A 21,821-nucleotide genomic window follows, 5' to 3' on the forward strand; every position below is an offset into this window, starting at 1 on the left:
TTTAGTCTTTTTCAGCGATGCTGGCCGGTGGCCAGTTTTCTAATCTCATACCTAAAGACAGGCCACGTGAGGCCAATACGTCTTTAATCTCAGTAAGAGATTTTTTACCAAGGTTAGGTGTTTTAAGCAACTCAACCTCAGTACGCTGAACAAGATCACCAATGTATTGGATCTGCTCTGCTTTTAAGCAGTTAGCAGAACGTACAGTTAATTCAAGATCGTCAACTGGTCTTAACAGTATAGGATCAAATTCTGGTTTTTCCTCTTTACGTTCTGGCTCAGAAACATCACGTAATTCAACGAATGCATCCAACTGTTCTGCCAAAATCGTAGCCGCCCGACGAATTGCTTCTTCTGGCTCAAGGGTACCATTTGTTTCCATGTCTATGACCAATTTATCAAGGTCAGTACGCTGTTCAACTCGAGCAGATTCGACTGCATAAGCAATACGCTCTACTGGGCTGTATGACGCATCAACCAATAAACGACCAATTGGACGATCATCTTCTTCAGAGGAACGACGCGCTGAAGCCGGAATATAACCACGTCCTTTTTCAACTTTGATGCGCATGTTTAATTCTGCATCACCAGTTAAGTTGCAAATAACGTGATCCGGATTCGTGATTTCAACATCACCATCGTGAGTGATATCAGCTGCAGTGACAGGGCCTGCACCTTTTTTTGTTAAGGTTAATGTCGCTTCGCTTTTTTCTTCGAGGCGAACAGCTAACCCTTTGAGATTTAATAAAATCTCAATGACGTCCTCTCGTACCCCTTCTTTGGTGCTGTATTCGTGCAACACGCCGTCGATTTCGACTTCAGTGACAGCAGCACCAGGCATAGAAGACAATAAAATACGTCGTAACGCATTTCCTAAAGTATGACCAAAACCGCGTTCCATCGGCTCAAGGGTCACTTTTGCACGAAAAGGACCAAGACTTTCGATATCGACCAATCTCGGCTTAAGGAACTCAGTAACAGAACCCTGCATCGTTTCCTCTCTATTTTATTAACTTTACTTAGAGTAAAGCTCTACAATTAGCTGTTCGTTAATATCTGCAGATAAATCAGTACGCTCAGGCAAACGCTTGAATACGCCTTCTTTTTTCTCTGCATCTACTTCGACCCAAGTCGGCTTTTCACGCTGACCAGCCAAGTCAAGGGCACTTGCAATACGTGCTTGCTTTTTGGCTTTTTCGCGAACCGCAACAACATCTTCTGGTTTAACAGAAAATGAAGGGATATTAACAACTTGACCGTTAACAGTGATAGCCTTGTGGCTCACTAACTGTCGAGCTTCTGCACGAGTTGAAGCATAACCCATGCGGTAAACTACGTTATCTAGGCGTTTTTCTAAAAGGTTTAACAAGTTTTCACCGGTATTACCTTTTAAACGCGCAGCTTCTTTATAATAGTTACGGAATTGCTTTTCTAATACACCGTAAATACGACGTACTTTTTGCTTTTCACGTAACTGTAAACCGTAGTCAGATAAACGACCACGACGTGCACCGTGTTGACCTGGTGCAGTTTCGATATTACATTTTGAATCAATAGCTCTTACGCCGCTTTTTAGAAACAGATCTGTTCCTTCACGACGACTGAGCTTGAGTTTTGGCCCCATGTATCTTGCCATCTTCTTTCTCCAGTATCAGAGGAACAAATTAAACGCGACGTTTTTTCGGTGGACGACAGCCATTATGTGGAATCGGCGTGACGTCAGTAATGTTTGTAATTTTAAATCCTGTTGCATTTAATGCACGGATCGCAGACTCACGGCCTGGACCTGGACCATTTACAAACACTTCCAGATTCTTTAAACCATACTCTTGCGCTGCAACGCCTGCGCGCTCAGCTGCAACCTGGGCTGCAAATGGAGTAGACTTACGAGAACCGCGGAAACCCGAACCACCAGAAGTTGCCCAAGAAAGTGCATTTCCCTGACGGTCAGTAATCGTTACAATTGTGTTATTAAAAGAAGCATGGATATGAGCCATACCATCTGCGACTTGACGTTTTGCGCGCTTACGCGTGCTACGTGCTGGAGCTTTAGCCATTATTCACTCTCCTACTTATTTCTTAATAGGTTTACGAGGACCTTTACGCGTACGCGCGTTAGTCTTCGTTCTTTGACCGCGAACAGGCAAGCTACGACGATGGCGAAAGCCTCGGAAACAACCGAGATCCATCAAGCGCTTGATATTCATAGATACTTCACGACGTAAGTCACCCTCAACGGTGAACTTTGCAACCTCTTCACGAAGCAGGTCCAGCTGAGATTCATCTAAGTCTTTAATCTTAGTTGTCTCAGCAATACCAGATGCAGCACAAATAGCTTTTGCTCTGGTTTTGCCTACACCGTAGATTGATGTTAAACCAATCACAGTGTGCTTGTGTAGAGGAATGTTAATGCCAGCTATACGGGCCATTATACGCACTCCTAAATTTAGTTAGCCTCAGCCGAAAAGCCCGTAAGGATACTCAAGCCGAGACTAGATTTCAATAAAAAAGACGAGATTCGCCTAAATAATTAACCTTGACGCTGTTTATGCTTAGGATCTGTAGAACAAATCACTCGCACAACACCGTTTCGCTTAATAACTTTGCAATTACGGCAAATGGTTTTAACAGATGCACGAACTTTCATTTTCCGACTCCGTTAATGGCTATGGTTTATCGACCATAGCCCTTTAAGTTAGCCTTCTTCAGCACAGATTCATACTGGCTGGACATCAGGTGTGTTTGTACTTGTGCCATAAAGTCCATAATAACTACAACTATGATAAGTAGAGAGGTTCCGCCAAAATAGAACTGAACATTCCAAAATACCATCATAAACTCAGGAACCAAGCACACAAAAGTAATATAAAGTGCACCAGCCAAAGTTAAGCGAGTCATTACTTTGTCTATGTATCTAGAGGTTTGTTCACCAGGGCGTATGCCTGGGATAAACGCACCAGATTTTTTCAGGTTATCAGCTGTTTCGCGTGGATTAAATACTAATGCTGTATAGAAGAAGCAGAAGAAAATAATCGCTGCTGCGTATAACATCATATACAAGGGTTGTCCGGGTGATAGCACAACGGCTATTTGAGCAATTGCGTCGGCAAATGCACTGTCACTTTGGCCAAACCAAGTTGCGATGGTACTTGGAAACAACATGATACTTGATGCAAATATAGGGGGAATAACACCCGCCATATTAACTTTTAATGGTAAATGTGTGCTTTGCGCAGCAAACACCTTACGGCCCTGCTGGCGCTTAGCGTAGTTAACAACGATACGTCGTTGGCCACGCTCCACAAACACTACAAAATAAGTCACTGCACAAACAATAATACCGATAATTAATAATAAAATAAGCGGTAATTCACCCTGTCGGGCTTGTTCAGCTGTTTGACCAATGGCAGTTGGCAAACCGGCAACGATACCCGCAAAGATAATCATTGAAATACCGTTCCCGATACCACGCTCAGTGATCTGCTCACCCAGCCACATGAGGAACATAGTCCCGGTAACCAAGCTCACAACAGCTGTGAAATAAAAAGTAAAGCCTGGATTAATGACCAAGCCTGGCACCATATTGGGCAGGCTATTGGCTATAGTCGTGGACTGGGCAATGGCTAACAACAGGGTACCATACCTTGTGTACTGACTGATTTTTTTGCGCCCACTCTCCCCTTCTTTTTTCAATTCTTGAAAAGTCGGGTGAATATGCGTCATCAGCTGCATAATAATAGACGCAGTAATGTACGGCATAATACCAAGTGCTAGCACAGACGCACGCTCAAGCGCACCACCTGAAAACATGTTAAACATTGCCAGCACAGTGTCTTTTTGTTGTTCGAACAACTGCGCAAGGACAGCAGGGTCAATGCCCGGAATTGGGACATATGAACCGGCGCGGAAAATAACCAGAGCACCTAATAAAAATAGGAGTCTGCGTTTAAGTTCCGATAAACCGCCTTGCGTGCTGTTAAATTCCAGTCCTGGTTTAGCCATGGATCAATTATTCCTCGATTTTACCGCCGGCAGCTTCGATTGCTTCACGTGCGCCTTTAGTTGCACCGATACCTTGAACGGTTACAGCGCGGCTGATAGCACCTGATTTAACAATTTTAACTGCTTCAATATGCTTCTTCACCAAGCCAGCTGCTTTTAAAGAAAGCAAGCTTACTACGTCGCCGTCTACTTTAGCAATTTCAGATAAAGTAACTTGATCTGAAACCAGAGACTTGCGCGAAGTAAAGCCAAACTTAGGCAGACGACGCTGAATTGGCATTTGACCGCCTTCGAACCCTGGCTTAACAGAACCACCTGAACGTGATTTCTGACCTTTGTGGCCGCGGCCACCAGTTTTGCCTAAACCAGAACCGATACCACGACCGACACGTTTTTTGCTTGGTTTTGAACCAGGGGCAGGACTAAGTGTATTTAAATACATATTTTAACCCTCCACCTTAACCATGTAATAAACTTGATTAATCATACCGCGAACCGAAGGGGTATCTTCTAGTTCAACTGTATGATTGATTTTACGCAAACCTAAACCACGCAGTGTTGCTTTATGCTTAGGTAAACGTCCGATAGAACTTTTGACTTGAGTCACTTTAACAGTTTTACCAGCCATATTGTTTACCCCAGAATTTCTTCAACGCTCAGGCCACGCTTTTCAGCAACCTTTGCAGGCGACTTCATGTTAGCCAACGCGTTGATAGTTGCACGAACTACGTTGATTGGATTAGTTGAGCCGTAGCACTTTGACAGAACGTTTTGTACGCCTGCCACTTCCAGTACTGCACGCATTGCACCACCGGCAATGATACCTGTACCTTCAGATGCTGGCTGCATATATACTTTAGAACCAGAGTGACGCCCTTTAATAGGGTGCTGTAAAGTGTGACCTTTAAGATCAACAGTCACCAGGCTACGACGTGCTTGTTCCATTGCTTTTTGAATAGCAGCAGGAACTTCACGTGCTTTACCGTAACCGAAGCCAACGCGACCGTTACCATCACCAACTACAGTCAAAGCTGTGAAGCTGAAGATACGACCACCTTTAACCACTTTAGAAACGCGGTTAACTGCGATTAACTTTTCAGACAACTCTGGGTTGTTTTTAACTTCTGCATTATTAGCCATTGTTTACTACCCTTAGAATTGAAGTCCAGCTTCACGAGCAGCGTCGGCAAGTGCCTGAACGCGGCCATGATATTGAAAACCGCTACGGTCAAAAGCAACTTTATTGATGCCTTTTTCAATTGCACGTTCTGCAATTGTTTTACCGATTAACTTAGCAGCTTCAACGTTGCCAGTGTATTTGATGCTTTCACGGATGGTCTTTTCTACTGTAGAAGCAGAAGCCAGTACCTCACCACCATTAGACGCAATTAATTGCGCATAGATGTGGCGTGGAGTACGGTGAACGACCAATCTGTTTGCACCCAACTCTCTGATTTTTGCGCGTGCACGCGTAGCGCGACGCAGACGAGATGCTTTTTTATCCATCGTATTACCTTACTTCTTCTTAGCTTCTTTACGTAGAACGCGTTCATCAGCGTAACGAACACCTTTACCTTTATAAGGCTCAGGCGGACGGTAAGCGCGGATTTTCGCAGCTACTTGACCAACCAGTTGTTTGTCAGCACCTTTTACCAGGATTTCAGTCTGGCTAGGCGTTTCAATTGTAATGCCTTCTGGCACTTCAAAATTCACTGGGTGAGAAAAACCTAAAGTCAGATTTAACACTTTGCCTTTTGCAGCGGCACGATAACCAACACCGATTAATTGCAATTTGCGCTCAAAACCTTTGCTAACACCAACAACTAAGTTGTTAATAATCGCACGAGCAGTACCCGTTTGAGCACCAGCGTCGTCAAAACCATCACGTGGTAATGTGCGCAAAGTGTTATCTTCTTGTACCAGTTCAACAGCTGGGTTAATTGCAACGCTCAGTTGACCGTTACCACCTTTAACTGTTACTTCCTGACCTGCAATCTTTACTTCAACGCCTGCAGGAATTGCGATAGGAGACTTACCTACTCGAGACATTTTTATTCTCCTTACGCTACGTAACCGATGACTTCGCCACCCATGCCTGCTTTACGCGCAGCACGATCTGACATAATGCCTTTAGAAGTAGAGACAATAGCAACACCCAAGCCACCCATTACTTTAGGCAAGTCACCTGCCTTTTTGTAAATGCGCAGGCCAGGACGGCTTACTCGAGAAATTGACTCTATAACTTCTTTGCCATTGAAGTACTTTAAAGTAACTTCAAGTTCTTTTTTGACATCACCAGTCACAGCATAATTTTCAATATAACCTTCAGCTTTTAAAACTTCAGCAATAGATGCTTTCAGTTTTGATGAAGGCATGGTCACCGACACTTTACGTGCAGACTGACCATTACGAATGCGGGTGAACATATCCGCGATTGGATCTTGCATGCTCATAATTCGATACTCCAGTCTGTAGCCGCTTACCAGCTTGCTTTTCTTAGTCCAGGGATTTCACCACGCATGCACGCTTCACGCAATTTAATACGGCTTAAGCCGAATTTGCGAAGGTAGCCATGCGGACGACCAGTTACGTTACAGCGGTTACGCTGACGTGAACGACTTGAATCACGTGGTAGGGTTTGCAGCTGCAGTACAGCTTCCCAGCGCTCTTCTTCTGAAGTATTTACGTCGTTTATAGTCGCTTTCAACGCAGCACGTTTGTCTGCGTATTTGTCGACTAATTTTGCACGTTTTGCTTCACGCGCTTTCATTGATTGTTTAGCCATAACTCTACACCTATTTCTTGAACGGGAAGTTAAAAGCAGCCAGCAATGCACGACCTTCCTCGTCAGAAGCAGCAGTGGTAGTGATAGTAATATCCATACCGCGTACTTTATCGACTTTATCGTAGTCGATTTCTGGGAAGATAATTTGCTCGCGTACACCCATGCTGTAATTACCGCGACCATCTAATTTAGATGGTAAACCACGGAAGTCACGGATACGTGGAATTGCAATGGAAATTAAACGTTCTAAGAATTCCCACATACGCTCGCCACGTAGAGTTACTTTACAACCAATTGGATAACCTTCACGGATTTTAAAGCCTGCTACAGACTTACGAGCTTTACAAACTACTGGTTTTTGACCAGCAATAGCAGTTAAGTCGCCTACTGCGAACTCAATAGCTTTTTTATCTGCAATCGCTTCGCCGACACCCATATTCAGGGTAATCTTTTCTATCCGAGGGACTTGCATGATACTTTTGTAACCGAACTGTTTGGTCAATTCAGCAACAACTGTATCTTTGTATAAATCATGCAGTTTCGCCATCGTTACACTCCAAACAAAATTTAGATTGTTTCGTTGTTAGACTTAAAGAAACGAACTTTCTTACCGTCTTCTACACGAAAACCAACGCGATCAGCTTTGCCCGTTGCCGGGTTAACAATCGCTACGTTAGATACATGCAGTGGTGCTTCTTGGTCTTGTAAGCCACCTTGCTCCCCAGTTTGAGGATTAGGGCGAACGGCTTTCTTAACCATGTTAATGCCTTCCACTACAACTTTATCGTCACCGGTTAAAACACGCACAACTTTACCAGTTTTGCCTTTGTCTTTACCTGCAATGACGATCACTTCATCATTACTACGGATCTTTGCTGCCATCATAAGCTCCTTATAAAACTTCTGGCGCCAGAGAAACGATTTTCATGAACTTTTCTGTTCTAAGTTCACGCGTTACTGGACCAAAGATACGAGTACCGATTGGCGCATGCTGAGTGTTCAATAGAACGGCAGCATTGCCGTCGAAACGGATCAAAGAACCGTCTTGGCGACGAACGCCTTTTCTGGTGCGAACGACCACCGCATTGTAAACGTCACCTTTTTTAACCTTACCGCGAGGATTTGCTTCCTTAACAGTAATTTTAATGATGTCGCCTATACCTGCATAACGGCGGTGCGAACCACCCAGAACCTTGATACATTGAACGCTACGAGCCCCGCTGTTATCAGCGACGTCTAGCATTGTTTGCATTTGGATCATTTCGTGCTCCGCTTTACTAATAAATACCTAATAAAGGTCTGGCTGCCCTTAAGGGCGCGGCATTATACCACAACTAATCTATTTTCATAGATAAAAAAATGATCGAACCCAAAAAAGGCTCGATCATTTCAATTTATTTTACAGCTTATTGAATGAATTAAGCTTTTTCGACAACTTCAACCAAAGTCCAAGATTTTTTCTTAGACAAAGGTCGACATTCGCGAATAGTCACTAAATCACCCATGCTGCAAGAATTTGACTCATCGTGCGCGTGGATCTTAGTGGTGCGACGGATAAATTTACCGTAGATTGGGTGTTTTACAAAACGCTCAATCGCTACAACAATAGACTTATCCATTTTGTCGCTGATAACACGCCCTTGAAGCGTACGTACTTTAGTTTCGCTCATTACGCACCTGCCTTGCTATTTAACACAGTTTTTACACGTGCAATATTACGACGAACTTGCTTCAGCAAATGAGTTTGCGAAAGTTGGCCTGTATTTTTTTGCATGCGCAAATTAAATTGCTCACGTAAAAGTTCAAGCAACTCAGCTTTCAATTCTTCAACTGATTTGTCTTTTAATTCGTTCGCGTTCATTACATCACCGTCCGAGTTACAAAGGTTGTTTTAAATGGTAACTTTGCAGCTGCCAATGCAAAAGCTTCTCGCGCTAATGGCTCTGGTACACCGTCCATTTCGTATAAAACACGACCTGGCTGGATTTGGCAAACCCAGTATTCAACGCTACCTTTACCTTTACCCATACGAACTTCAAGCGGCTTTTTGGTAATTGGTTTATCCGGGAAAACACGGATCCAAATTTTACCTTGACGCTTAACGTGACGAGTCATGGCACGACGTGCAGCTTCAATCTGACGCGCAGTCATACGACCACGCTCAGTTGCTTTTAAGCCAAAGCTACCGAAGCTTACTTTATTACCGCTGTTAGCAACACCGCGGTTACGCAACTTAAACTGCTTGCGAAACTTGGTTCTTTTTGGCTGTAACATTAACGATCTCCTTGCGGCTTACGACTTTTACCTTTTGGCTTACGGTCGTTTTTCTTTGGTTCTTCAACTTGGTTAGTCAGTGGTAAACCACCTAATACTTCACCTTTAAAGATCCAAACTTTAACACCTATGATACCGTAAGTTGTTGCAGCTTCCGCAGTAGAGTAGTCGATGTCTGCACGTAAAGTATGCAGAGGTACACGACCTTCACGATACCACTCTGCACGAGCGATCTCTGCACCGCCTAAACGGCCACTGACTTCAACTTTGATACCTTTAGCACCTAGACGCATTGCGTTTTGTACAGCGCGCTTCATCGCACGACGGAACATAACACGACGCTCTAACTGACTGGCAATGCCTTCAGCAACTAATTGTGCATCCAACTCAGGCTTGCGAACTTCGCTGATGTTGATTTGCGCAGGAACGCCTGCCATTTGTGCGATTTTTAAACGCAGCTTTTCAACATCTTCACCTTTTTTACCAATCACAATACCCGGACGGGCAGTGTGAATAGTCACACGGATACTTTTTGCAGGACGCTCGATCACGATGCGAGAAACTGAAGCTTTTTTCAGTTCTTCGGTCAGGTATTTACGTACCTGAAAATCGCTTTTTAAGGTGTCTGCAAAATCTTGAGAACCGGCGTACCAAGTAGCACTCCATGGCTTAGTGATACCAAGGCGAATACCGGTAGGATTTACTTTCTGACCCATTACTTATTCTCCTGGCTATCTGATACCACCACAGTGATATGGCTGGTACGCTTAATGATGCGATCTGCACGCCCTTTCGCGCGAGGTCGAATGCGTTTCATGACCGGACCTTCATCAACAAAGATTTTTGCTACCGATAATTCATCGATATCTGCACCTTCATTGTGTTCCGCGTTTGCAATTGCAGACATCAGAACTTTTTTCACCAAGTCAGCACCTTTTTTAGAGCTGAAAGATAAAATGTCTAATGCTTTATCAACTGGTAATCCGCGCACTTGGTCTGCTACCAAACGACCTTTCTGTGGAGAAAGGCGGGCAAATTTGTGTTTAGCTAAAACTTGCATAACTTACCCCTTACTTCTTCTTCGCTTTTTTATCGGCAGCATGGCCGCGATAAGTACGAGTTGGTGCAAATTCACCCAATTTGTGACCGATCATTTCATCAGTAACAAATACTGGAACGTGTTGACGGCCATTATGGACAGCGATGGTCAATCCAATCATATCAGGGATGATCATTGAACGACGAGACCAGGTTTTAATCGGCTTTTTATTCCCGCTTTCCACCGCTGTTTCAACCTTCTTCAACAAGTGTAGGTCAATAAATGGACCTTTCTTGAGAGAACGTGGCATGGTGTTTCCTCACAAATTATTTAGTACGACGACGTACGATGTATTTATCAGTACGCTTGTTTTTACGAGTTTTGTAACCTTTAGTAGGTGTACCCCAAGGTGATACTGGATGACGACCGCCCGAAGTACGACCTTCACCACCACCGTGTGGGTGATCAACTGGGTTCATTGCAACACCACGAACGGTAGGTCGCACACCACGCCAGCGCGTAGCACCAGCTTTACCCAATTGACGTAACATATGTTCAGCATTACCTACTTCGCCGATAGTTGCACGGCAGTCAGCTAATACTTTACGCATTTCACCTGAACGTAAACGAATGGTTACATAAGTACCTTCACGTGCAACGATTTGAGCATAAGCACCCGCAGAGCGTGCAATTTGTGCACCTTTGCCCGGCTTAAGTTCAACTGCGTGTACTGTAGTACCTACTGGGATATTACGCATTGGCAATGTATTACCCGCTTTGATAGGTGCATCTACACCTGAAGCGATTTCTGCGCCTGCGCTAATACCTTTTGGAGCCAGAATGTAACGACGCTCACCGTCTGCATAAAGTACTAATGCAATGTTAGCACTACGGTTTGGATCATATTCCAAACGCTCTACTTTAGCTGGGATACCATCTTTGTTACGTTTAAAGTCAATTACACGGTAATGACTCTTGTGACCACCACCAACATGACGAATCGTAATTCGACCTTGGTTGTTACGACCACCTGACTTTGAATTTTTTTCTAGCAAAGGAGCGTATGGTGCACCTTTGTGCAGCTCTGGGTTAACCACTTTAACTACATGGCGACGACCCGGAGATGTAGGCTTACACTTAACTATAGCCATTTATCATATCCTCCTGTTACTCAGCGCCGCCAATGAAGTCTAATTCACTGCCTTCGGCCAATGTGACATACGCTTTTTTCCAGTCGCTACGACGACCGAAACGCGCGCCAAAACGCTTAGTTTTACCTTTAACGTTGACAGTGCGGACGCTTTCTACTTTGACATCATCAAATAAAGCTTCAACCGCAGCTTTTACTTCTGCTTTAGTTGCGTCTTTAACTACTTTAAATACGATAGTATTTTGAGTTTCAGCAGTTACAGTCGCTTTTTCAGAAATATGCGGACCTAAAATAACTTTTAGACAACGTTCTTGACTGATCATGCTAACGCCTCCTCAAGCTTCTTAACCGCGGCAGCTGTGATTAATACTTTTTCAAAAGCAATCAAGCTAACTGGGTCGATACCGTTGGTGTCACGGACATCTACTTTAACCAGGTTGCGAGCTGCTAAGAACAGGTTCTCATCAACTTCGTCTGCGACGATTAACACGTCTTTCAGCTCTAATTCATTTAATTTTGCAACTAACTCTTTAGTCTTAGGCGACTCAACAGCAAATTGCTCAACAACGATTAAACGCTCTTGACGAACTAATTCAGATAAAATGCTACGGATTGCACCGCGATACATTTTTTTGTTAACTTTCTGGCTGTGATCCTGTGGACGAGCAGCAAATGTCACGCCACCAGAACGCCAGATTGGGCTTTTTACTGTACCTGCACGTGCACGGCCAGTACCCTTTTGACGGAAAGGCTTTTTAGTGCTGCCTTTAACTTCCGCACGAGTTTTTTGCTTACGCGAACCTTGACGCGCTGCCGCTGCATATGCAACAACAACTTGGTGTACCAAAGCTTCGTTAAACTCACGTCCAAAGGTCGCTTCAGAAACTTCAAGCGCGCCAGATGCGTCTTTCAATGTTAATTCCATCATCTGTCTCCTCTAGACTTAAGCCTTAACCGCTGGTTTAACGATAACATTACCATTGGTTGCGCCTGGGACAGCACCTTTAACCAATAATAAGTTGCGCTCTACGTCTACACGTACTACTTCAAGGTTTTGCGTGGTAACACGCTCAGCACCCATATGGCCGCTCATTTTTTTACCTTTGAAGACTTTACCAGGTGATTGGTTTTGACCAATAGAACCCGGCGCACGGTGCGAGATAGAGTTACCGTGAGTTTCACCCTGACGGCTGAAATTCCAACGCTTAATAGTACCTGCGTAACCTTTACCTTTAGAAGTACCGGTAACGTCTACTTTTTTAACTTCAGAGAAAATATCTACTTTGATCTCTGAACCAACTTCGATGCCCTCGCCTTCGCCGTCTGTTAAACGGAATTCCCACAGGCCACGACCAGCTTCAACATTTGCTTTTGCAAAGTGACCTGCTTGTGGTTTGTTTACGCGACTTGCTTTCTTCGCGCCTGTAGTAACCTGAAGTGCACGGTAACCGTCTGTATCGACAGTTTTAACCTGAGTGACACGGTTGGCTTCAACTTCGATGACAGTAACAGGTAATGAAGCACCGTCTTCAGTGAAGATACGGGTCATACCTACTTTACGTCCGACTAAACCAATAGCCATGTTTAAAACCTCTTAACTTTCAAATTGCTTATTAGCCAAGGCTGATTTGAACATCAACGCCTGCAGCCAAATCTAATCTCATCAATGCGTCAACTGTTTTGTCAGTTGGCTCTACAATGTCAAGCATACGCTTGTGAGTACGTAACTCGTACTGATCACGAGCATCTTTGTTAACGTGAGGTGAGATCAAAACAGTGAATTTCTCTTTGCGAGTTGGCAAAGGGATCGGACCACGTACCTGAGCACCGGTTCGTTTTGCTGTTTCAACAATTTCCATCGTTGATTGGTCAATCAGACGATGATCAAATGCTTTTAATCGAATGCGTATTCTTTGATTTGGCATTGACCAAGCTCCAGTATATAAAGAACGAAAATAAATAAACTCCGCCCAGCACACACCTATTCCGGGGTGAGGGAGAGTTCGATGTCATATTGAACCCCTATCGGGTTCGTTGTTTCTACACTCTGACATATCCATCTAACAAGTTGCTAAATTGGATGACCAGGGTGCCCGTTGTTTTAATAAGTGCAGGCGTTTAGCCTTACCTTATAACGGTGAGCGCGAATTATACGCAGTTAAAGCTCAGATGCAAGTTTAATTGCCAAAAACGATCGAATTTTATTCAATCTGTCGCTAAGTACTGGTTTTTCACCTAAGTTTAATTTTAAGATGGTGTGTCAGGGGCATATTTTGCCAATAACGTTTCAAGGGAGGTGAGCAATTATTATTTTCAGTTAGTTAACATAGAGTGTACTAAATATGAGTTCAGACTTTTACGAAACCCTAACTAAGCTCGCTCATCAAATCCATCAGTCGACTCATTTTAGTGAACTACTCCCTAAGTTAGAACCCGAGATCCTCGAATTATTTGATTGTGAACGGCTGACCATTTATCAACGACAAAAAAATAGCCATGAAATCATTTCTCGCTATAAATCAGGTCAAGAAATAAAAGAAATCCGTGTTCCAATAGGACCGCAGTCGGTCGCGGGTTACGTGGCTTTCAGTCAGAACAGCGTACGTATCGAAGATCCTTACGATGCTGAAGCATTAAGCGCTATCCATCCAAAACTAAAATTTGCAGCTCGTTTTGACCGTCAGAGCAACTTTATCACCAACAACATGTTGGTCGTCCCTATTATATTCAATGACCTAATATTAGGGGTTATTCAACTAATTAACCGCCAAAATGCGCCGAGTTTTACCGACGAAGATGAAGCAAAAGCGGTTGAACTTGCCACCTTTCTTGCCCATAAATTCCGCTACGATTTAGGTGGCACTAATACACCTTTTGAATATCTCGTTCACCGGCGCTTAATTACCGAGCCTCAACTTGATAAATACGAAGAGCAATGCAAAAGTTATGTCGATCTCATTAGGCGTCTAATCGAAGATGCTCACCTAGCACCAGAAGACATAGGTAAGTCGCTTGAACTCTATTACCAAGTACGCCATATTACGGCAAATACGCCGCTAAAACCTCATCCGCTTAATCAGCAATTGAATGACTCTTACAAAAAAAAGCACCATATCATTATCTTAGCTAACCCTGAGATGAGTCCGATAGTTGTGATGGCCGAACCAGCCAACGCAACCTTATTGTTAGAGATAGAAAACGCAACTGGATTATCAACCTATGAGTTATGTGTCGCATTGCCCGACGATATTTTAACTTTATTAGGAGAAAGCCCCGAAAACTCAGATAGTGGTGGTCAACTTGGAGAAATCGTTAACGAGATTAGCGAAGATTCACTTGAATTTGAACGTGACGAGGAAGAACACCTTACCGAAGATGCACCCACTGTCGTACGTTTAGTGAATCGAATTTTAGCTGACGGCAAAGCATTGGATGCTTCTGATATTCATATTGATCCTGGGAAAGGCTCAGCACCTACAAAAGTTAGAATGCGCATCGACGGTGTCTGCCAAGATATTATTGAAATTCCCGCCTCGCATCATAATGCTACTATCGCACGGATAAAAATTATCGCTAAATTAGATATCGCCGAAAAACGCCTCCCACAAGATGGCAAATTTGCGACCCGTTTAGGACGCAATATTGTTGAAGTCAGGGTAGCAACGATCCCAACCGTGTTTGGAGAAGGTGTCGTGATGCGTATTTTAGCTTCAGGTGGCGCTATGCCGTTTGATGCCTTGAATTTATCTCCAAACAACCACACGACTCTACTCAAACTTATTGAAAAACCACATGGCATCTTATTAGTAGTTGGACCAACGGGTTCCGGAAAAACAACCACTTTACATGCAGTACTAGGGCAACTAAATACGCCCGATAAAAAAATTTGGACGGCTGAAGACCCTGTTGAAATCACGCAACCAGGTCTGCAACAAGTCCAAATGAATAACAAAATCGGTTTTGATTTTAAAACGGCATTACGCGCTTTTTTACGCGCCGATCCCGACATTATTTTAATTGGTGAGATGCGTGATCGTGAAACCGCTCATGCAGGGGTTGAAGCCTCATTAACTGGTCATTTAGTATTATCAACACTGCATACTAACTCTGCCCCCGAAACCATTACTCGATTATTAGATTTAGGTTTGGACCCAGTAAATTTTTCAGATGCCTGCTTGGGCATTCTTGCTCAGCGACTTATTCGAACTTTGTGCAAAAAATGCAAACAGCCCTATCAAGCTTCTTCTATTGAGGTCGACTTCATTAAACGACAATATGGTGAGCGCTATCTGGCGGAACTCAATTTAGATGACACTACCACTTTATACAAAGCCGTTGGCTGTGATGTTTGCTCTCACACTGGCTATAAAGGTCGTACAGGTATTCATGAACTGCTGAAAATGACCCCCACACTGCGCAGCTTGATTTATAAAAATGCACCTATTGCCGAGTTAAAACTACAATGTCTGACAGATGGTATGCGCACCTTATCGCAAGATGGTGTATTGAAGGTATTAAAAGGCGACACTGATTTTGCGCAGTTGCAACAGATCACGTCATCAGACGAACAGAGCTAAAATGCACGCTTTGCAGTTAAAACTAATTAGACAAAGAATGAAAGGATTTTTAAATTATTTTGTTCTAATTGAATATCCATACAAGCGACAAGTTTTTGCTGTCGTAAATCAGTGATAAAATAGCGTTATAGGTCAACCACGGCCTTTAGCACGCTCTACAACAAAAATTTCCGCAGCCAAAAAGTCATTTTTGTGGTATAAAGTGCGCCCTTTTTTTAATCAGCCTTTACAATTATCAACTTGGAGTATGAATGCCAGCTTCTATGCCAGATGTCGCCAACCAATCCGCTGCCCAGCATGAGGGTGTATTAGATTGGGTTGGCATGAGTGAAATTGAGGTCCCTGTTTTAGTCGAAAGCAAGGGTCAACCTGAGCGTGTTGTCAGTGCACGGGTTGAAGCTTTTGTGAACCTGATTAAGCCGGAAGCAAAAGGTATTCATATGTCACGCTTGTACTTGTTATTAGACAAGTTGTCGACTGAAGGCAGTTTATCTAAAGTCAGCTTAGAGCAATTGCTGACTGATTTTTTGGCTAGCCATGAAGATTTAAGTGATCAGGCATTTGTAAAATTCGATTTTGATTACCACATGCGACGAAAGTCTTTAATTAGCGGCAAGCAAGGGTGGAAAGCTTACCCTGTCTCTTTAGCTGCTATTTACAAAGACGGATCATTAGATGTAGAAATGAAGTTAGAAATCCCCTATTCTTCAACTTGTCCTTGTTCAGCAGCACTTGCTAGGCAACTCATCCAACAAGCGTTTGAAAGCAAGTTTATGCAAGCAGACCAAGTTGATGCGACCGCCGTGCATCAGTGGTTGGGAACCACTGAAGGTATAGTAGCGACGCCTCACAGCCAACGTAGTTCAGCACAAATAAAAGTTAAACTTGCTCGGCAATTAACCGAGTTTCCAATTGCTGATTTAGTGGACCTGATTGAAAACGCTTTGCAAACCCCGGTCCAAGCTGCGGTTAAACGAGAAGACGAGCAAGAATTTGCCCGCTTAAACGGGCAAAACCTAATGTTCTGCGAAGATGCAGGACGTCGTTTAAAACACGCGTTAGATGCAGTGCCAGATTTTACCGACTTTTGGCTTAGAGTGAACCACTATGAATCTCTCCATGCACATGATGCCGTCAGTGTTGCCAGCAAAGGCATCGCGAACGGCTATCAATCTTGGTAAGATAAATATACACTTTGAGTGAATGTTTATTCACTCAAGTTCAATAAATATTGTTTTAATTTTAAAATAAGAAGGCGCACATTCAAGCGTACATTTAACTGAAGATAGCAACATTTAGCAGGAATTTACTGCAAATTAGCGAACATACGCAGCACACTCGCTGTGCTGCCTAGGCGAGAGCATGCCGCTCTCAGATTGATCTTTTTACAATAAATAGTTATTGTATTAGGTTCTGTCGAATATATAACTGAATGAAAATACATGGTTAAGCGCAAAACTTTCAGTGCTATTTGCACTGAGTATAGTCAGCGGAAAGACCGTGGGCCTCGGAGGTTTTAATGAAACTATATGACGCTAGCCAAGCAAAAGATAACTGTGGATTTGGCCTTATCGCGCATATGGATGGTGAAGCGAGCCACAAATTGGTTCGCACAGCGATTGGTGCGTTAGATCGAATGAAACACCGTGGTGGTATTGCTGCCGACGGTAAAACAGGTGATGGTTGCGGTTTATTAATGCAAAAACCAGATACTTTCTTTAGGGCGATCGCCGAAGAAAATAACTGGAAGCTGGCTGCCAACTATGGTGTTGGTACTATCTTTTTGAGCCAAGATGCTGAAAAAGCCGCACATGCCCGTCAGGTAATCGAAGAAGAGCTAGAACGTGAAACCTTAACCATTGTAGGCTGGCGTGTGATGCCAACAAACAATGAAACTCTAGGTGAAATTGCGGCATCTCAATTACCTCAATTCGAACAAGTATTTTGTAATGCGCCAAGCGGCTGGAAAGACGTCGATTTAGAACGCCGTCTGTACATTGCCCGTCGCCGTATCGAAAAACGTATCAAAGACGATGACGACTTTTATGTTGCAACCTTATCGGGTTTAGTAACAGTTTATAAAGGTTTGGTTATGCCGGCTGACTTGCCTGCGTTTTATGAAGATCTTGCAGATCTGCGAATGCAATCTGCTATTTGTGTATTCCACCAAAGATTTTCAACTAATACCTTACCTCGTTGGAAACTGGCACAACCGTTCCGCTTTTTAGCGCACAATGGTGAAATCAACACCATTAAAGCAAACCGTTTATGGGCCGCGGCTCGTAAAAACAAATTTGCGTCGCCGATTTTGCCAGACATGAAAGATGCTGCTCCGTTTGTAAACACTGAAGGTTCTGATTCTTCTTCATTAGATAATATGTTGGAAGTTTTATTAGCTGGTGGTCAGGACCTATTCCGTGCAATGCGTGTGTTAGTGCCACCCGCTTGGCAAAACGACCCAAGCATGTCTGAAGAGTTGAAAGCTTTTTACGAGTTTAACTCGATGCACATGGAGCCTTGGGATGGTCCTGCAGGTATCGTGTTAACCAACGGCCGCCATGTTGCTTGTAATCTCGACAGAAACGGTTTACGTCCTGCGCGTTACGTGATCACAACCAACCGCTTTATCACATTGGCTTCAGAAGTCGGTATCTGGGAATATTCACCGGATGAAGTGATTGAAAAAGGCCGTGTAGGTCCTGGCCAAATGTTGGCAGTTGATACTAAAACAGGTCAATTGTGGCGCAGTAGTGAAATCGACCAAGATTTGAAAGATCGCCATCCTTATCGCAAGTGGTTGGATGAGCATATTCGCCATTTAACGCCATTTGATCAATGCGACCCAGGTTTAACTGGTAAACGTGAAATGGATGACGACAAGTTGGCCGTTTATCATAAGTTATTTAATTATAGCTATGAAGAAATCGACCAAGTGATTAAAGTATTGTCATTAAACGGCCAAGAAGCAGTCGGGTCTATGGGTGATGATACCCCAATGGCTGTGCTGTCACGAAAAAACCGTACGCTGTATGATTATTTCCGCCAGATGTTTGCGCAGGTCACTAACCCGCCAATCGATCCATTGCGTGAAAATCATGTAATGAGTTTACAAACCTGTATTGGCCGTGAGCAAAATATTTTCTGTGAAACAACAGGTCACGCTAACCGCGTATTGTTTGACTCGCCTGTGCTTATGTATACAGATTTAGTGCAGTTAAAAGCGCTAGATAACAAACATTATGCATCTGAAACGTTTGATATTAACTATGACCCTCAGCAAAAAAGCTTAAAAGAGGCCCTGCTTAGTTTATGTGCAGATGTGGTGACTGCGGTTAAAGAACGTAACTGTGTGATCACTATTTTATCTGATCGTAATATCGAAAAAGGCAAGCTACCAATTCCAGCTGCTATGGCGGTTGGTGCAGTACAACAAGCCTTATTAGACAATGAACTACGTTGTGACTCTAACCTAGTGATTGAAACAGCTTCAGCACGAGATCCACACCACTTTGCCGTGTTAATTGGTTTAGGTGCAACGGCTGTATATCCATACCTAGCATATGAAACGATTGAGCAACTGGTTGATAACAACAGCCTGAAAAAAGATCCTTTAACTGCGGTAGCTAACTATCGTAAAGGGATTGGCAAAGGGCTGTTTAAAATTATGTCAAAAATGGGTATCTCTACTATTGCCAGTTACCGTTGGTCTCAATTATTTGAAGCCATTGGTATCAACGATGAAGTGATGCAGATGTGTTTCCGTGGTATCAGCAGTCGTTTGCAAGGTTCGGGTTTTGAAGACTTCCAGCAAGACATCATAAACTTAGAACGCATTGCTTGGTTACCGCGTAAAAAGCTCACCCATGGTGGTTTGTTAAAGTATGTTCACGGGGAAGAATACCATACGTATAACCCAGACGTAGTTACCACGTTACAAAAAGCGGTGAAATCTGGCGATTACAAAGATTATCAGGTGTTTGCAGACTTAGTCAATAAACGCCCAGTGGCCTGTATCCGTGACTTATTTAAAATTAAAGCGGGTGATGCCATTGATATCAGCGAAGTAGAAGCAGCCGAAAATCTGTTCCCTCGTTTTGATACAGCAGCTATGTCTATTGGTGCTCTAAGCCCAGAAGCTCACGAAGCCTTAGCCATTGCGATGAACCGCTTAGGGGGTAACTCTAACTCTGGTGAAGGTGGTGAAGATCCAAAACGATTTGGCACCGAGCGTAACTCAAATATTAAACAGGTGGCTTCTGGCCGCTTTGGGGTAACACCTCACTATTTAGTTAACGCTAAAATCATTCAGATCAAAGTTGCTCAAGGTGCTAAGCCGGGTGAAGGTGGTCAGCTACCCGGCGATAAAGTTAACCCGTATATTGCAACTTTGCGTTTCTCTGTGCCCGGGGTGACTTTGATTTCACCACCTCCGCATCATGATATTTATTCAATTGAAGATTTAGCGCAGCTAATTTTTGATTTAAAGCAGGTCAATCCAGACGCGCTTATCTCTGTTAAATTAGTATCTGAACCTGGCGTAGGGACCATAGCAACAGGTGTTGCTAAAGCCTATGCTGATTTAATTACTGTATCTGGTTATGACGGTGGTACTGCAGCCAGCCCATTAACTTCGGTTAAGTATGCGGGTTCTCCGTGGGAATTAGGGGTTGCCGAAACTCAGCAAGCTCTGATTGAAAACAACTTACGACATAAAGTAAGGCTGCAAACAGACGGTGGTTTAAAAACAGGTTTAGACGTGGTTAAAGCCGCTATTTTGGGTGCTGAGAGTTTTGGTTTTGGTACTGGCCCTATGGTTGTATTAGGCTGTAAATATTTACGTATTTGCCACCTGAATAACTGTGCCACTGGGGTTGCAACACAGGACGAAAAGCTCCGTGCTGAGCACTTTAACGGCTTACCTGAAATGGCCGAGAACTACTTCCGTTTTGTTGCAGAAGAAGTTCGTCAAATCATGGCTTCGTTAGGTATTAAAAAATTCAATGATTTAGTGGGTCGCACTGACTTATTAGAGTTAATTGAAGGCGAAACTGTTAAGCAACAGAAATTAGACTTATCAGGTGTTTTATACAACAATGAGCCAGGTGAAAAAACAGCCCGTTATTGTACCGAATCACGTAACCCGCCATTTGATAACGGCGACCTGAATAAACAAATGTTACAGGACGCAAAACAAGCCGTTATTAACAAAACTGGTGGCGTTTACCGATATTCAGTACGCAACACTGATCGGTCTGTTGGTGCTTTATTAAGTGGTGAAATTGCTAAAAATCATGGTAACAATGGCATGCATGCGCAGCCTATCACTGTGAACTTAACAGGTACCATTGGCCAAAGTTTTGGTGTCTTTAATGCAGGTGGTTTAAACCTGATATTAACTGGCGACGCCAACGACTATGTCGGTAAAGGTATGGCTGGCGGTAAAGTTGTTGTCCGTCCACCTAAAGGCGTTAGCTATAAATCACACGAGAGCTCTATTATAGGAAATACTTGTTTATACGGTGCAACAGGCGGTAAATTATTTGCCGCGGGCCGAGCAGGTGAACGTTTTGGCGTTCGTAACTCAGGTGTCACCGCCGTTGTTGAAGGCACAGGGGATAACGGCTGTGAATATATGACAGGCGGCATCATGGTAATTTTAGGCTCTGTCGGGGTTAACTTTGGTGCGGGTATGACAGGTGGTTTTGCTTACTTGTTAGATGAAGATGATAGCTTGCAAGGTAAGTTAAACAAAGAGCTGGTTGAATGTGTTGATTTTGCAGAAAAATCAATCTTAGTTGAGCACTTACGTGGCTTAGTTAACCAACACTTTGAAGAAACCGGCAGTGAACGCGCGCAGGATATCCTGAGCAACTTCAACGCATATTTAGCTAAGTTTAAGCTGGTTAAGCCAAAAGCGAATGACGTAAATAACTTACTTGGTCACATCAGCCGTTCGTCTGATGAGCTGAGAGTTGAGACTAAGTAAGGAGACAA

General features: G+C 43.5%; 30 protein-coding genes. 3 read left to right on the forward strand and 27 right to left on the reverse strand.

The window, feature by feature from the left end; genetic code table 11:
- Position 1: 1 nt before the first annotated feature.
- The 27 genes from C727_RS0114575 to rpsJ all read right to left on the reverse strand — a co-directional run bounded on the left by C727_RS0114575 (position 2) and on the right by rpsJ (position 13,175).
- Complete coding sequence (locus C727_RS0114575; RefSeq protein WP_017446384.1) at positions 2–991, reverse strand: DNA-directed RNA polymerase subunit alpha; 990 nt, start codon at positions 989–991, stop codon at positions 2–4.
- A gap of 24 nt (positions 992–1,015) precedes the next feature.
- The gene (gene rpsD / locus C727_RS0114580; RefSeq protein ID WP_026052743.1) at positions 1,016–1,636 is read right to left on the reverse strand and encodes a 30S ribosomal protein S4; all 621 of its coding nucleotides are present in this window, start codon (positions 1,634–1,636) and stop codon (positions 1,016–1,018) included.
- Between the two features lie 28 nt (positions 1,637–1,664).
- On the reverse strand, positions 1,665–2,057 hold the full coding sequence (gene rpsK / locus C727_RS0114585) for a 30S ribosomal protein S11 (RefSeq protein ID WP_017446386.1): 393 nt from the start codon (positions 2,055–2,057) through the stop codon (positions 1,665–1,667).
- A gap of 15 nt (positions 2,058–2,072) precedes the next feature.
- Positions 2,073–2,429 carry a 30S ribosomal protein S13 gene (gene rpsM, locus C727_RS0114590; protein WP_017446387.1) on the reverse strand — a complete coding sequence of 119 codons (357 nt, stop codon included), beginning with the start codon at positions 2,427–2,429 and terminating at the stop codon, positions 2,073–2,075.
- A gap of 101 nt (positions 2,430–2,530) precedes the next feature.
- The gene (gene rpmJ / locus C727_RS0114595; RefSeq protein ID WP_017446388.1) at positions 2,531–2,647 is read right to left on the reverse strand and encodes a 50S ribosomal protein L36; all 117 of its coding nucleotides are present in this window, start codon (positions 2,645–2,647) and stop codon (positions 2,531–2,533) included.
- Positions 2,648–2,673: 26 nt separating this feature from the next.
- A complete protein-coding gene (secY, locus tag C727_RS0114600; protein ID WP_017446389.1) occupies positions 2,674–4,002 on the reverse strand; it encodes a preprotein translocase subunit SecY in 1,329 nt (442 codons plus the stop codon).
- Between the two features lie 7 nt (positions 4,003–4,009).
- Positions 4,010–4,444 carry a 50S ribosomal protein L15 gene (rplO, locus tag C727_RS0114605; RefSeq protein ID WP_017446390.1) on the reverse strand — a complete coding sequence of 145 codons (435 nt, stop codon included), beginning with the start codon at positions 4,442–4,444 and terminating at the stop codon, positions 4,010–4,012.
- Between the two features lie 3 nt (positions 4,445–4,447).
- The gene (gene rpmD, locus C727_RS0114610) at positions 4,448–4,630 is read right to left on the reverse strand and encodes a 50S ribosomal protein L30 (RefSeq protein ID WP_017446391.1); all 183 of its coding nucleotides are present in this window, start codon (positions 4,628–4,630) and stop codon (positions 4,448–4,450) included.
- Positions 4,631–4,635: 5 nt separating this feature from the next.
- Positions 4,636–5,142 (reverse strand): 30S ribosomal protein S5, encoded by a 507-nt coding sequence (gene rpsE, locus C727_RS0114615; RefSeq protein WP_017446392.1) that lies wholly within the window; start codon positions 5,140–5,142, stop codon positions 4,636–4,638.
- 12 nt (positions 5,143–5,154) lie between these two features.
- The gene (rplR, locus tag C727_RS0114620; protein WP_017446393.1) at positions 5,155–5,508 is read right to left on the reverse strand and encodes a 50S ribosomal protein L18; all 354 of its coding nucleotides are present in this window, start codon (positions 5,506–5,508) and stop codon (positions 5,155–5,157) included.
- Between the two features lie 9 nt (positions 5,509–5,517).
- Positions 5,518–6,051 carry a 50S ribosomal protein L6 gene (rplF, locus tag C727_RS0114625; RefSeq protein ID WP_017446394.1) on the reverse strand — a complete coding sequence of 178 codons (534 nt, stop codon included), beginning with the start codon at positions 6,049–6,051 and terminating at the stop codon, positions 5,518–5,520.
- 11 nt (positions 6,052–6,062) lie between these two features.
- A complete protein-coding gene (gene rpsH, locus C727_RS0114630) occupies positions 6,063–6,455 on the reverse strand; it encodes a 30S ribosomal protein S8 (RefSeq protein WP_017446395.1) in 393 nt (130 codons plus the stop codon).
- Positions 6,456–6,481: 26 nt separating this feature from the next.
- Positions 6,482–6,787 carry a 30S ribosomal protein S14 gene (gene rpsN / locus C727_RS0114635; protein WP_017446396.1) on the reverse strand — a complete coding sequence of 102 codons (306 nt, stop codon included), beginning with the start codon at positions 6,785–6,787 and terminating at the stop codon, positions 6,482–6,484.
- A gap of 10 nt (positions 6,788–6,797) precedes the next feature.
- Positions 6,798–7,334, reverse strand: coding sequence for a 50S ribosomal protein L5 (rplE, locus tag C727_RS0114640; RefSeq protein ID WP_017446397.1), 537 nt, complete (start codon positions 7,332–7,334; stop codon positions 6,798–6,800).
- 20 nt (positions 7,335–7,354) lie between these two features.
- Positions 7,355–7,669 carry a 50S ribosomal protein L24 gene (gene rplX / locus C727_RS0114645; RefSeq protein ID WP_017446398.1) on the reverse strand — a complete coding sequence of 105 codons (315 nt, stop codon included), beginning with the start codon at positions 7,667–7,669 and terminating at the stop codon, positions 7,355–7,357.
- 10 nt (positions 7,670–7,679) lie between these two features.
- A complete protein-coding gene (gene rplN / locus C727_RS0114650) occupies positions 7,680–8,048 on the reverse strand; it encodes a 50S ribosomal protein L14 (protein WP_017446399.1) in 369 nt (122 codons plus the stop codon).
- Between the two features lie 157 nt (positions 8,049–8,205).
- Entirely contained in the window at positions 8,206–8,457 is a 252-nt protein-coding gene (rpsQ, locus tag C727_RS0114655) for a 30S ribosomal protein S17 (RefSeq protein ID WP_017446400.1), read from the reverse strand.
- Positions 8,457–8,648 carry a 50S ribosomal protein L29 gene (gene rpmC, locus C727_RS0114660; RefSeq protein WP_017446401.1) on the reverse strand — a complete coding sequence of 64 codons (192 nt, stop codon included), beginning with the start codon at positions 8,646–8,648 and terminating at the stop codon, positions 8,457–8,459. Before rpmC ends, rpsQ begins: the two co-directional genes overlap by 1 nt.
- Positions 8,648–9,061, reverse strand: coding sequence for a 50S ribosomal protein L16 (gene rplP / locus C727_RS0114665; protein ID WP_017446402.1), 414 nt, complete (start codon positions 9,059–9,061; stop codon positions 8,648–8,650). Before rplP ends, rpmC begins: the two co-directional genes overlap by 1 nt.
- On the reverse strand, positions 9,061–9,777 hold the full coding sequence (rpsC, locus tag C727_RS0114670; RefSeq protein WP_017446403.1) for a 30S ribosomal protein S3: 717 nt from the start codon (positions 9,775–9,777) through the stop codon (positions 9,061–9,063). The genes rplP and rpsC overlap by 1 nt, the downstream gene beginning before the upstream one ends.
- Positions 9,777–10,121: a 50S ribosomal protein L22 gene (gene rplV / locus C727_RS0114675; RefSeq protein ID WP_017446404.1), complete on the reverse strand. Its 345-nt coding sequence runs from the start codon at positions 10,119–10,121 to the stop codon at positions 9,777–9,779. The genes rpsC and rplV overlap by 1 nt, the downstream gene beginning before the upstream one ends.
- Positions 10,122–10,131: 10 nt before the next feature.
- Positions 10,132–10,410 carry a 30S ribosomal protein S19 gene (gene rpsS / locus C727_RS0114680; RefSeq protein WP_016955071.1) on the reverse strand — a complete coding sequence of 93 codons (279 nt, stop codon included), beginning with the start codon at positions 10,408–10,410 and terminating at the stop codon, positions 10,132–10,134.
- Between the two features lie 16 nt (positions 10,411–10,426).
- Positions 10,427–11,251, reverse strand: coding sequence for a 50S ribosomal protein L2 (gene rplB / locus C727_RS0114685; RefSeq protein ID WP_017446405.1), 825 nt, complete (start codon positions 11,249–11,251; stop codon positions 10,427–10,429).
- 16 nt (positions 11,252–11,267) lie between these two features.
- Positions 11,268–11,573, reverse strand: a complete 306-nt coding sequence (rplW, locus tag C727_RS0114690; RefSeq protein ID WP_017446406.1) for a 50S ribosomal protein L23 — start codon at positions 11,571–11,573, stop codon at positions 11,268–11,270.
- Positions 11,570–12,175 (reverse strand): 50S ribosomal protein L4, encoded by a 606-nt coding sequence (gene rplD / locus C727_RS0114695; protein WP_017446407.1) that lies wholly within the window; start codon positions 12,173–12,175, stop codon positions 11,570–11,572. Before rplD ends, rplW begins: the two co-directional genes overlap by 4 nt.
- 18 nt (positions 12,176–12,193) lie before the next feature.
- Positions 12,194–12,832 (reverse strand): 50S ribosomal protein L3, encoded by a 639-nt coding sequence (rplC, locus tag C727_RS0114700; protein ID WP_017446408.1) that lies wholly within the window; start codon positions 12,830–12,832, stop codon positions 12,194–12,196.
- 31 nt (positions 12,833–12,863) lie between these two features.
- A complete protein-coding gene (gene rpsJ, locus C727_RS0114705; protein ID WP_017446409.1) occupies positions 12,864–13,175 on the reverse strand; it encodes a 30S ribosomal protein S10 in 312 nt (103 codons plus the stop codon).
- 417 nt (positions 13,176–13,592) lie between these two features.
- On the opposite strand from rpsJ, the gene C727_RS0114710 reads away from it, so the two are divergent.
- The 3 genes from C727_RS0114710 (at position 13,593) to gltB (ending at position 21,813) form a co-directional block, all read left to right on the forward strand.
- Positions 13,593–15,827: a GspE/PulE family protein gene (locus tag C727_RS0114710; RefSeq protein ID WP_017446410.1), complete on the forward strand. Its 2,235-nt coding sequence runs from the start codon at positions 13,593–13,595 to the stop codon at positions 15,825–15,827.
- A 251-nt stretch (positions 15,828–16,078) separates the two neighbouring features.
- Positions 16,079–17,008, forward strand: coding sequence for a GTP cyclohydrolase FolE2 (gene folE2 / locus C727_RS0114715; protein WP_017446411.1), 930 nt, complete (start codon positions 16,079–16,081; stop codon positions 17,006–17,008).
- Positions 17,009–17,346: 338 nt separating this feature from the next.
- Positions 17,347–21,813 carry a glutamate synthase large subunit gene (gltB, locus tag C727_RS0114720; protein ID WP_017446412.1) on the forward strand — a complete coding sequence of 1,489 codons (4,467 nt, stop codon included), beginning with the start codon at positions 17,347–17,349 and terminating at the stop codon, positions 21,811–21,813.
- Positions 21,814–21,821 lie beyond the last annotated feature (8 nt).

It is taken from the genome of Gayadomonas joobiniege G7, assembly GCF_000300815.1.
Taxonomy (GTDB): domain Bacteria; phylum Pseudomonadota; class Gammaproteobacteria; order Enterobacterales; family Alteromonadaceae; genus Catenovulum; species Catenovulum joobiniege.

Bases quoted from the DNA above. Each gene is read 5' to 3' on its own strand.
- C727_RS0114575 (WP_017446384.1), bottom strand. From the start codon at position 991: ATGCAGGGTTCTGTTACTGAGTTCCTTAAGCCGAGATTGGTCGATATC.
- rpsD (WP_026052743.1), bottom strand. From the start codon at position 1,636: ATGGCAAGATACATGGGGCCAAAACTCAAGCTCAGTCGTCGTGAAGGA.
- rpsK (WP_017446386.1), bottom strand. From the start codon at position 2,057: ATGGCTAAAGCTCCAGCACGTAGCACGCGTAAGCGCGCAAAACGTCAA.
- rpsM (WP_017446387.1), bottom strand. From the start codon at position 2,429: ATGGCCCGTATAGCTGGCATTAACATTCCTCTACACAAGCACACTGTG.
- rpmJ (WP_017446388.1), bottom strand. From the start codon at position 2,647: ATGAAAGTTCGTGCATCTGTTAAAACCATTTGCCGTAATTGCAAAGTT.
- secY (WP_017446389.1), bottom strand. From the start codon at position 4,002: ATGGCTAAACCAGGACTGGAATTTAACAGCACGCAAGGCGGTTTATCG.
- rplO (WP_017446390.1), bottom strand. From the start codon at position 4,444: ATGTATTTAAATACACTTAGTCCTGCCCCTGGTTCAAAACCAAGCAAA.
- rpmD (WP_017446391.1), bottom strand. From the start codon at position 4,630: ATGGCTGGTAAAACTGTTAAAGTGACTCAAGTCAAAAGTTCTATCGGA.
- rpsE (WP_017446392.1), bottom strand. From the start codon at position 5,142: ATGGCTAATAATGCAGAAGTTAAAAACAACCCAGAGTTGTCTGAAAAG.
- rplR (WP_017446393.1), bottom strand. From the start codon at position 5,508: ATGGATAAAAAAGCATCTCGTCTGCGTCGCGCTACGCGTGCACGCGCA.
- rplF (WP_017446394.1), bottom strand. From the start codon at position 6,051: ATGTCTCGAGTAGGTAAGTCTCCTATCGCAATTCCTGCAGGCGTTGAA.
- rpsH (WP_017446395.1), bottom strand. From the start codon at position 6,455: ATGAGCATGCAAGATCCAATCGCGGATATGTTCACCCGCATTCGTAAT.
- rpsN (WP_017446396.1), bottom strand. From the start codon at position 6,787: ATGGCTAAACAATCAATGAAAGCGCGTGAAGCAAAACGTGCAAAATTA.
- rplE (WP_017446397.1), bottom strand. From the start codon at position 7,334: ATGGCGAAACTGCATGATTTATACAAAGATACAGTTGTTGCTGAATTG.
- rplX (WP_017446398.1), bottom strand. From the start codon at position 7,669: ATGGCAGCAAAGATCCGTAGTAATGATGAAGTGATCGTCATTGCAGGT.
- rplN (WP_017446399.1), bottom strand. From the start codon at position 8,048: ATGATCCAAATGCAAACAATGCTAGACGTCGCTGATAACAGCGGGGCT.
- rpsQ (WP_017446400.1), bottom strand. From the start codon at position 8,457: ATGAGCGAAACTAAAGTACGTACGCTTCAAGGGCGTGTTATCAGCGAC.
- rpmC (WP_017446401.1), bottom strand. From the start codon at position 8,648: ATGAACGCGAACGAATTAAAAGACAAATCAGTTGAAGAATTGAAAGCT.
- rplP (WP_017446402.1), bottom strand. From the start codon at position 9,061: ATGTTACAGCCAAAAAGAACCAAGTTTCGCAAGCAGTTTAAGTTGCGT.
- rpsC (WP_017446403.1), bottom strand. From the start codon at position 9,777: ATGGGTCAGAAAGTAAATCCTACCGGTATTCGCCTTGGTATCACTAAG.
- rplV (WP_017446404.1), bottom strand. From the start codon at position 10,121: ATGCAAGTTTTAGCTAAACACAAATTTGCCCGCCTTTCTCCACAGAAA.
- rpsS (WP_016955071.1), bottom strand. From the start codon at position 10,410: ATGCCACGTTCTCTCAAGAAAGGTCCATTTATTGACCTACACTTGTTG.
- rplB (WP_017446405.1), bottom strand. From the start codon at position 11,251: ATGGCTATAGTTAAGTGTAAGCCTACATCTCCGGGTCGTCGCCATGTA.
- rplW (WP_017446406.1), bottom strand. From the start codon at position 11,573: ATGATCAGTCAAGAACGTTGTCTAAAAGTTATTTTAGGTCCGCATATT.
- rplD (WP_017446407.1), bottom strand. From the start codon at position 12,175: ATGGAATTAACATTGAAAGACGCATCTGGCGCGCTTGAAGTTTCTGAA.
- rplC (WP_017446408.1), bottom strand. From the start codon at position 12,832: ATGGCTATTGGTTTAGTCGGACGTAAAGTAGGTATGACCCGTATCTTC.
- rpsJ (WP_017446409.1), bottom strand. From the start codon at position 13,175: ATGCCAAATCAAAGAATACGCATTCGATTAAAAGCATTTGATCATCGT.
- C727_RS0114710 (WP_017446410.1), top strand. From the start codon at position 13,593: ATGAGTTCAGACTTTTACGAAACCCTAACTAAGCTCGCTCATCAAATC.
- folE2 (WP_017446411.1), top strand. From the start codon at position 16,079: ATGCCAGCTTCTATGCCAGATGTCGCCAACCAATCCGCTGCCCAGCAT.
- gltB (WP_017446412.1), top strand. From the start codon at position 17,347: ATGAAACTATATGACGCTAGCCAAGCAAAAGATAACTGTGGATTTGGC.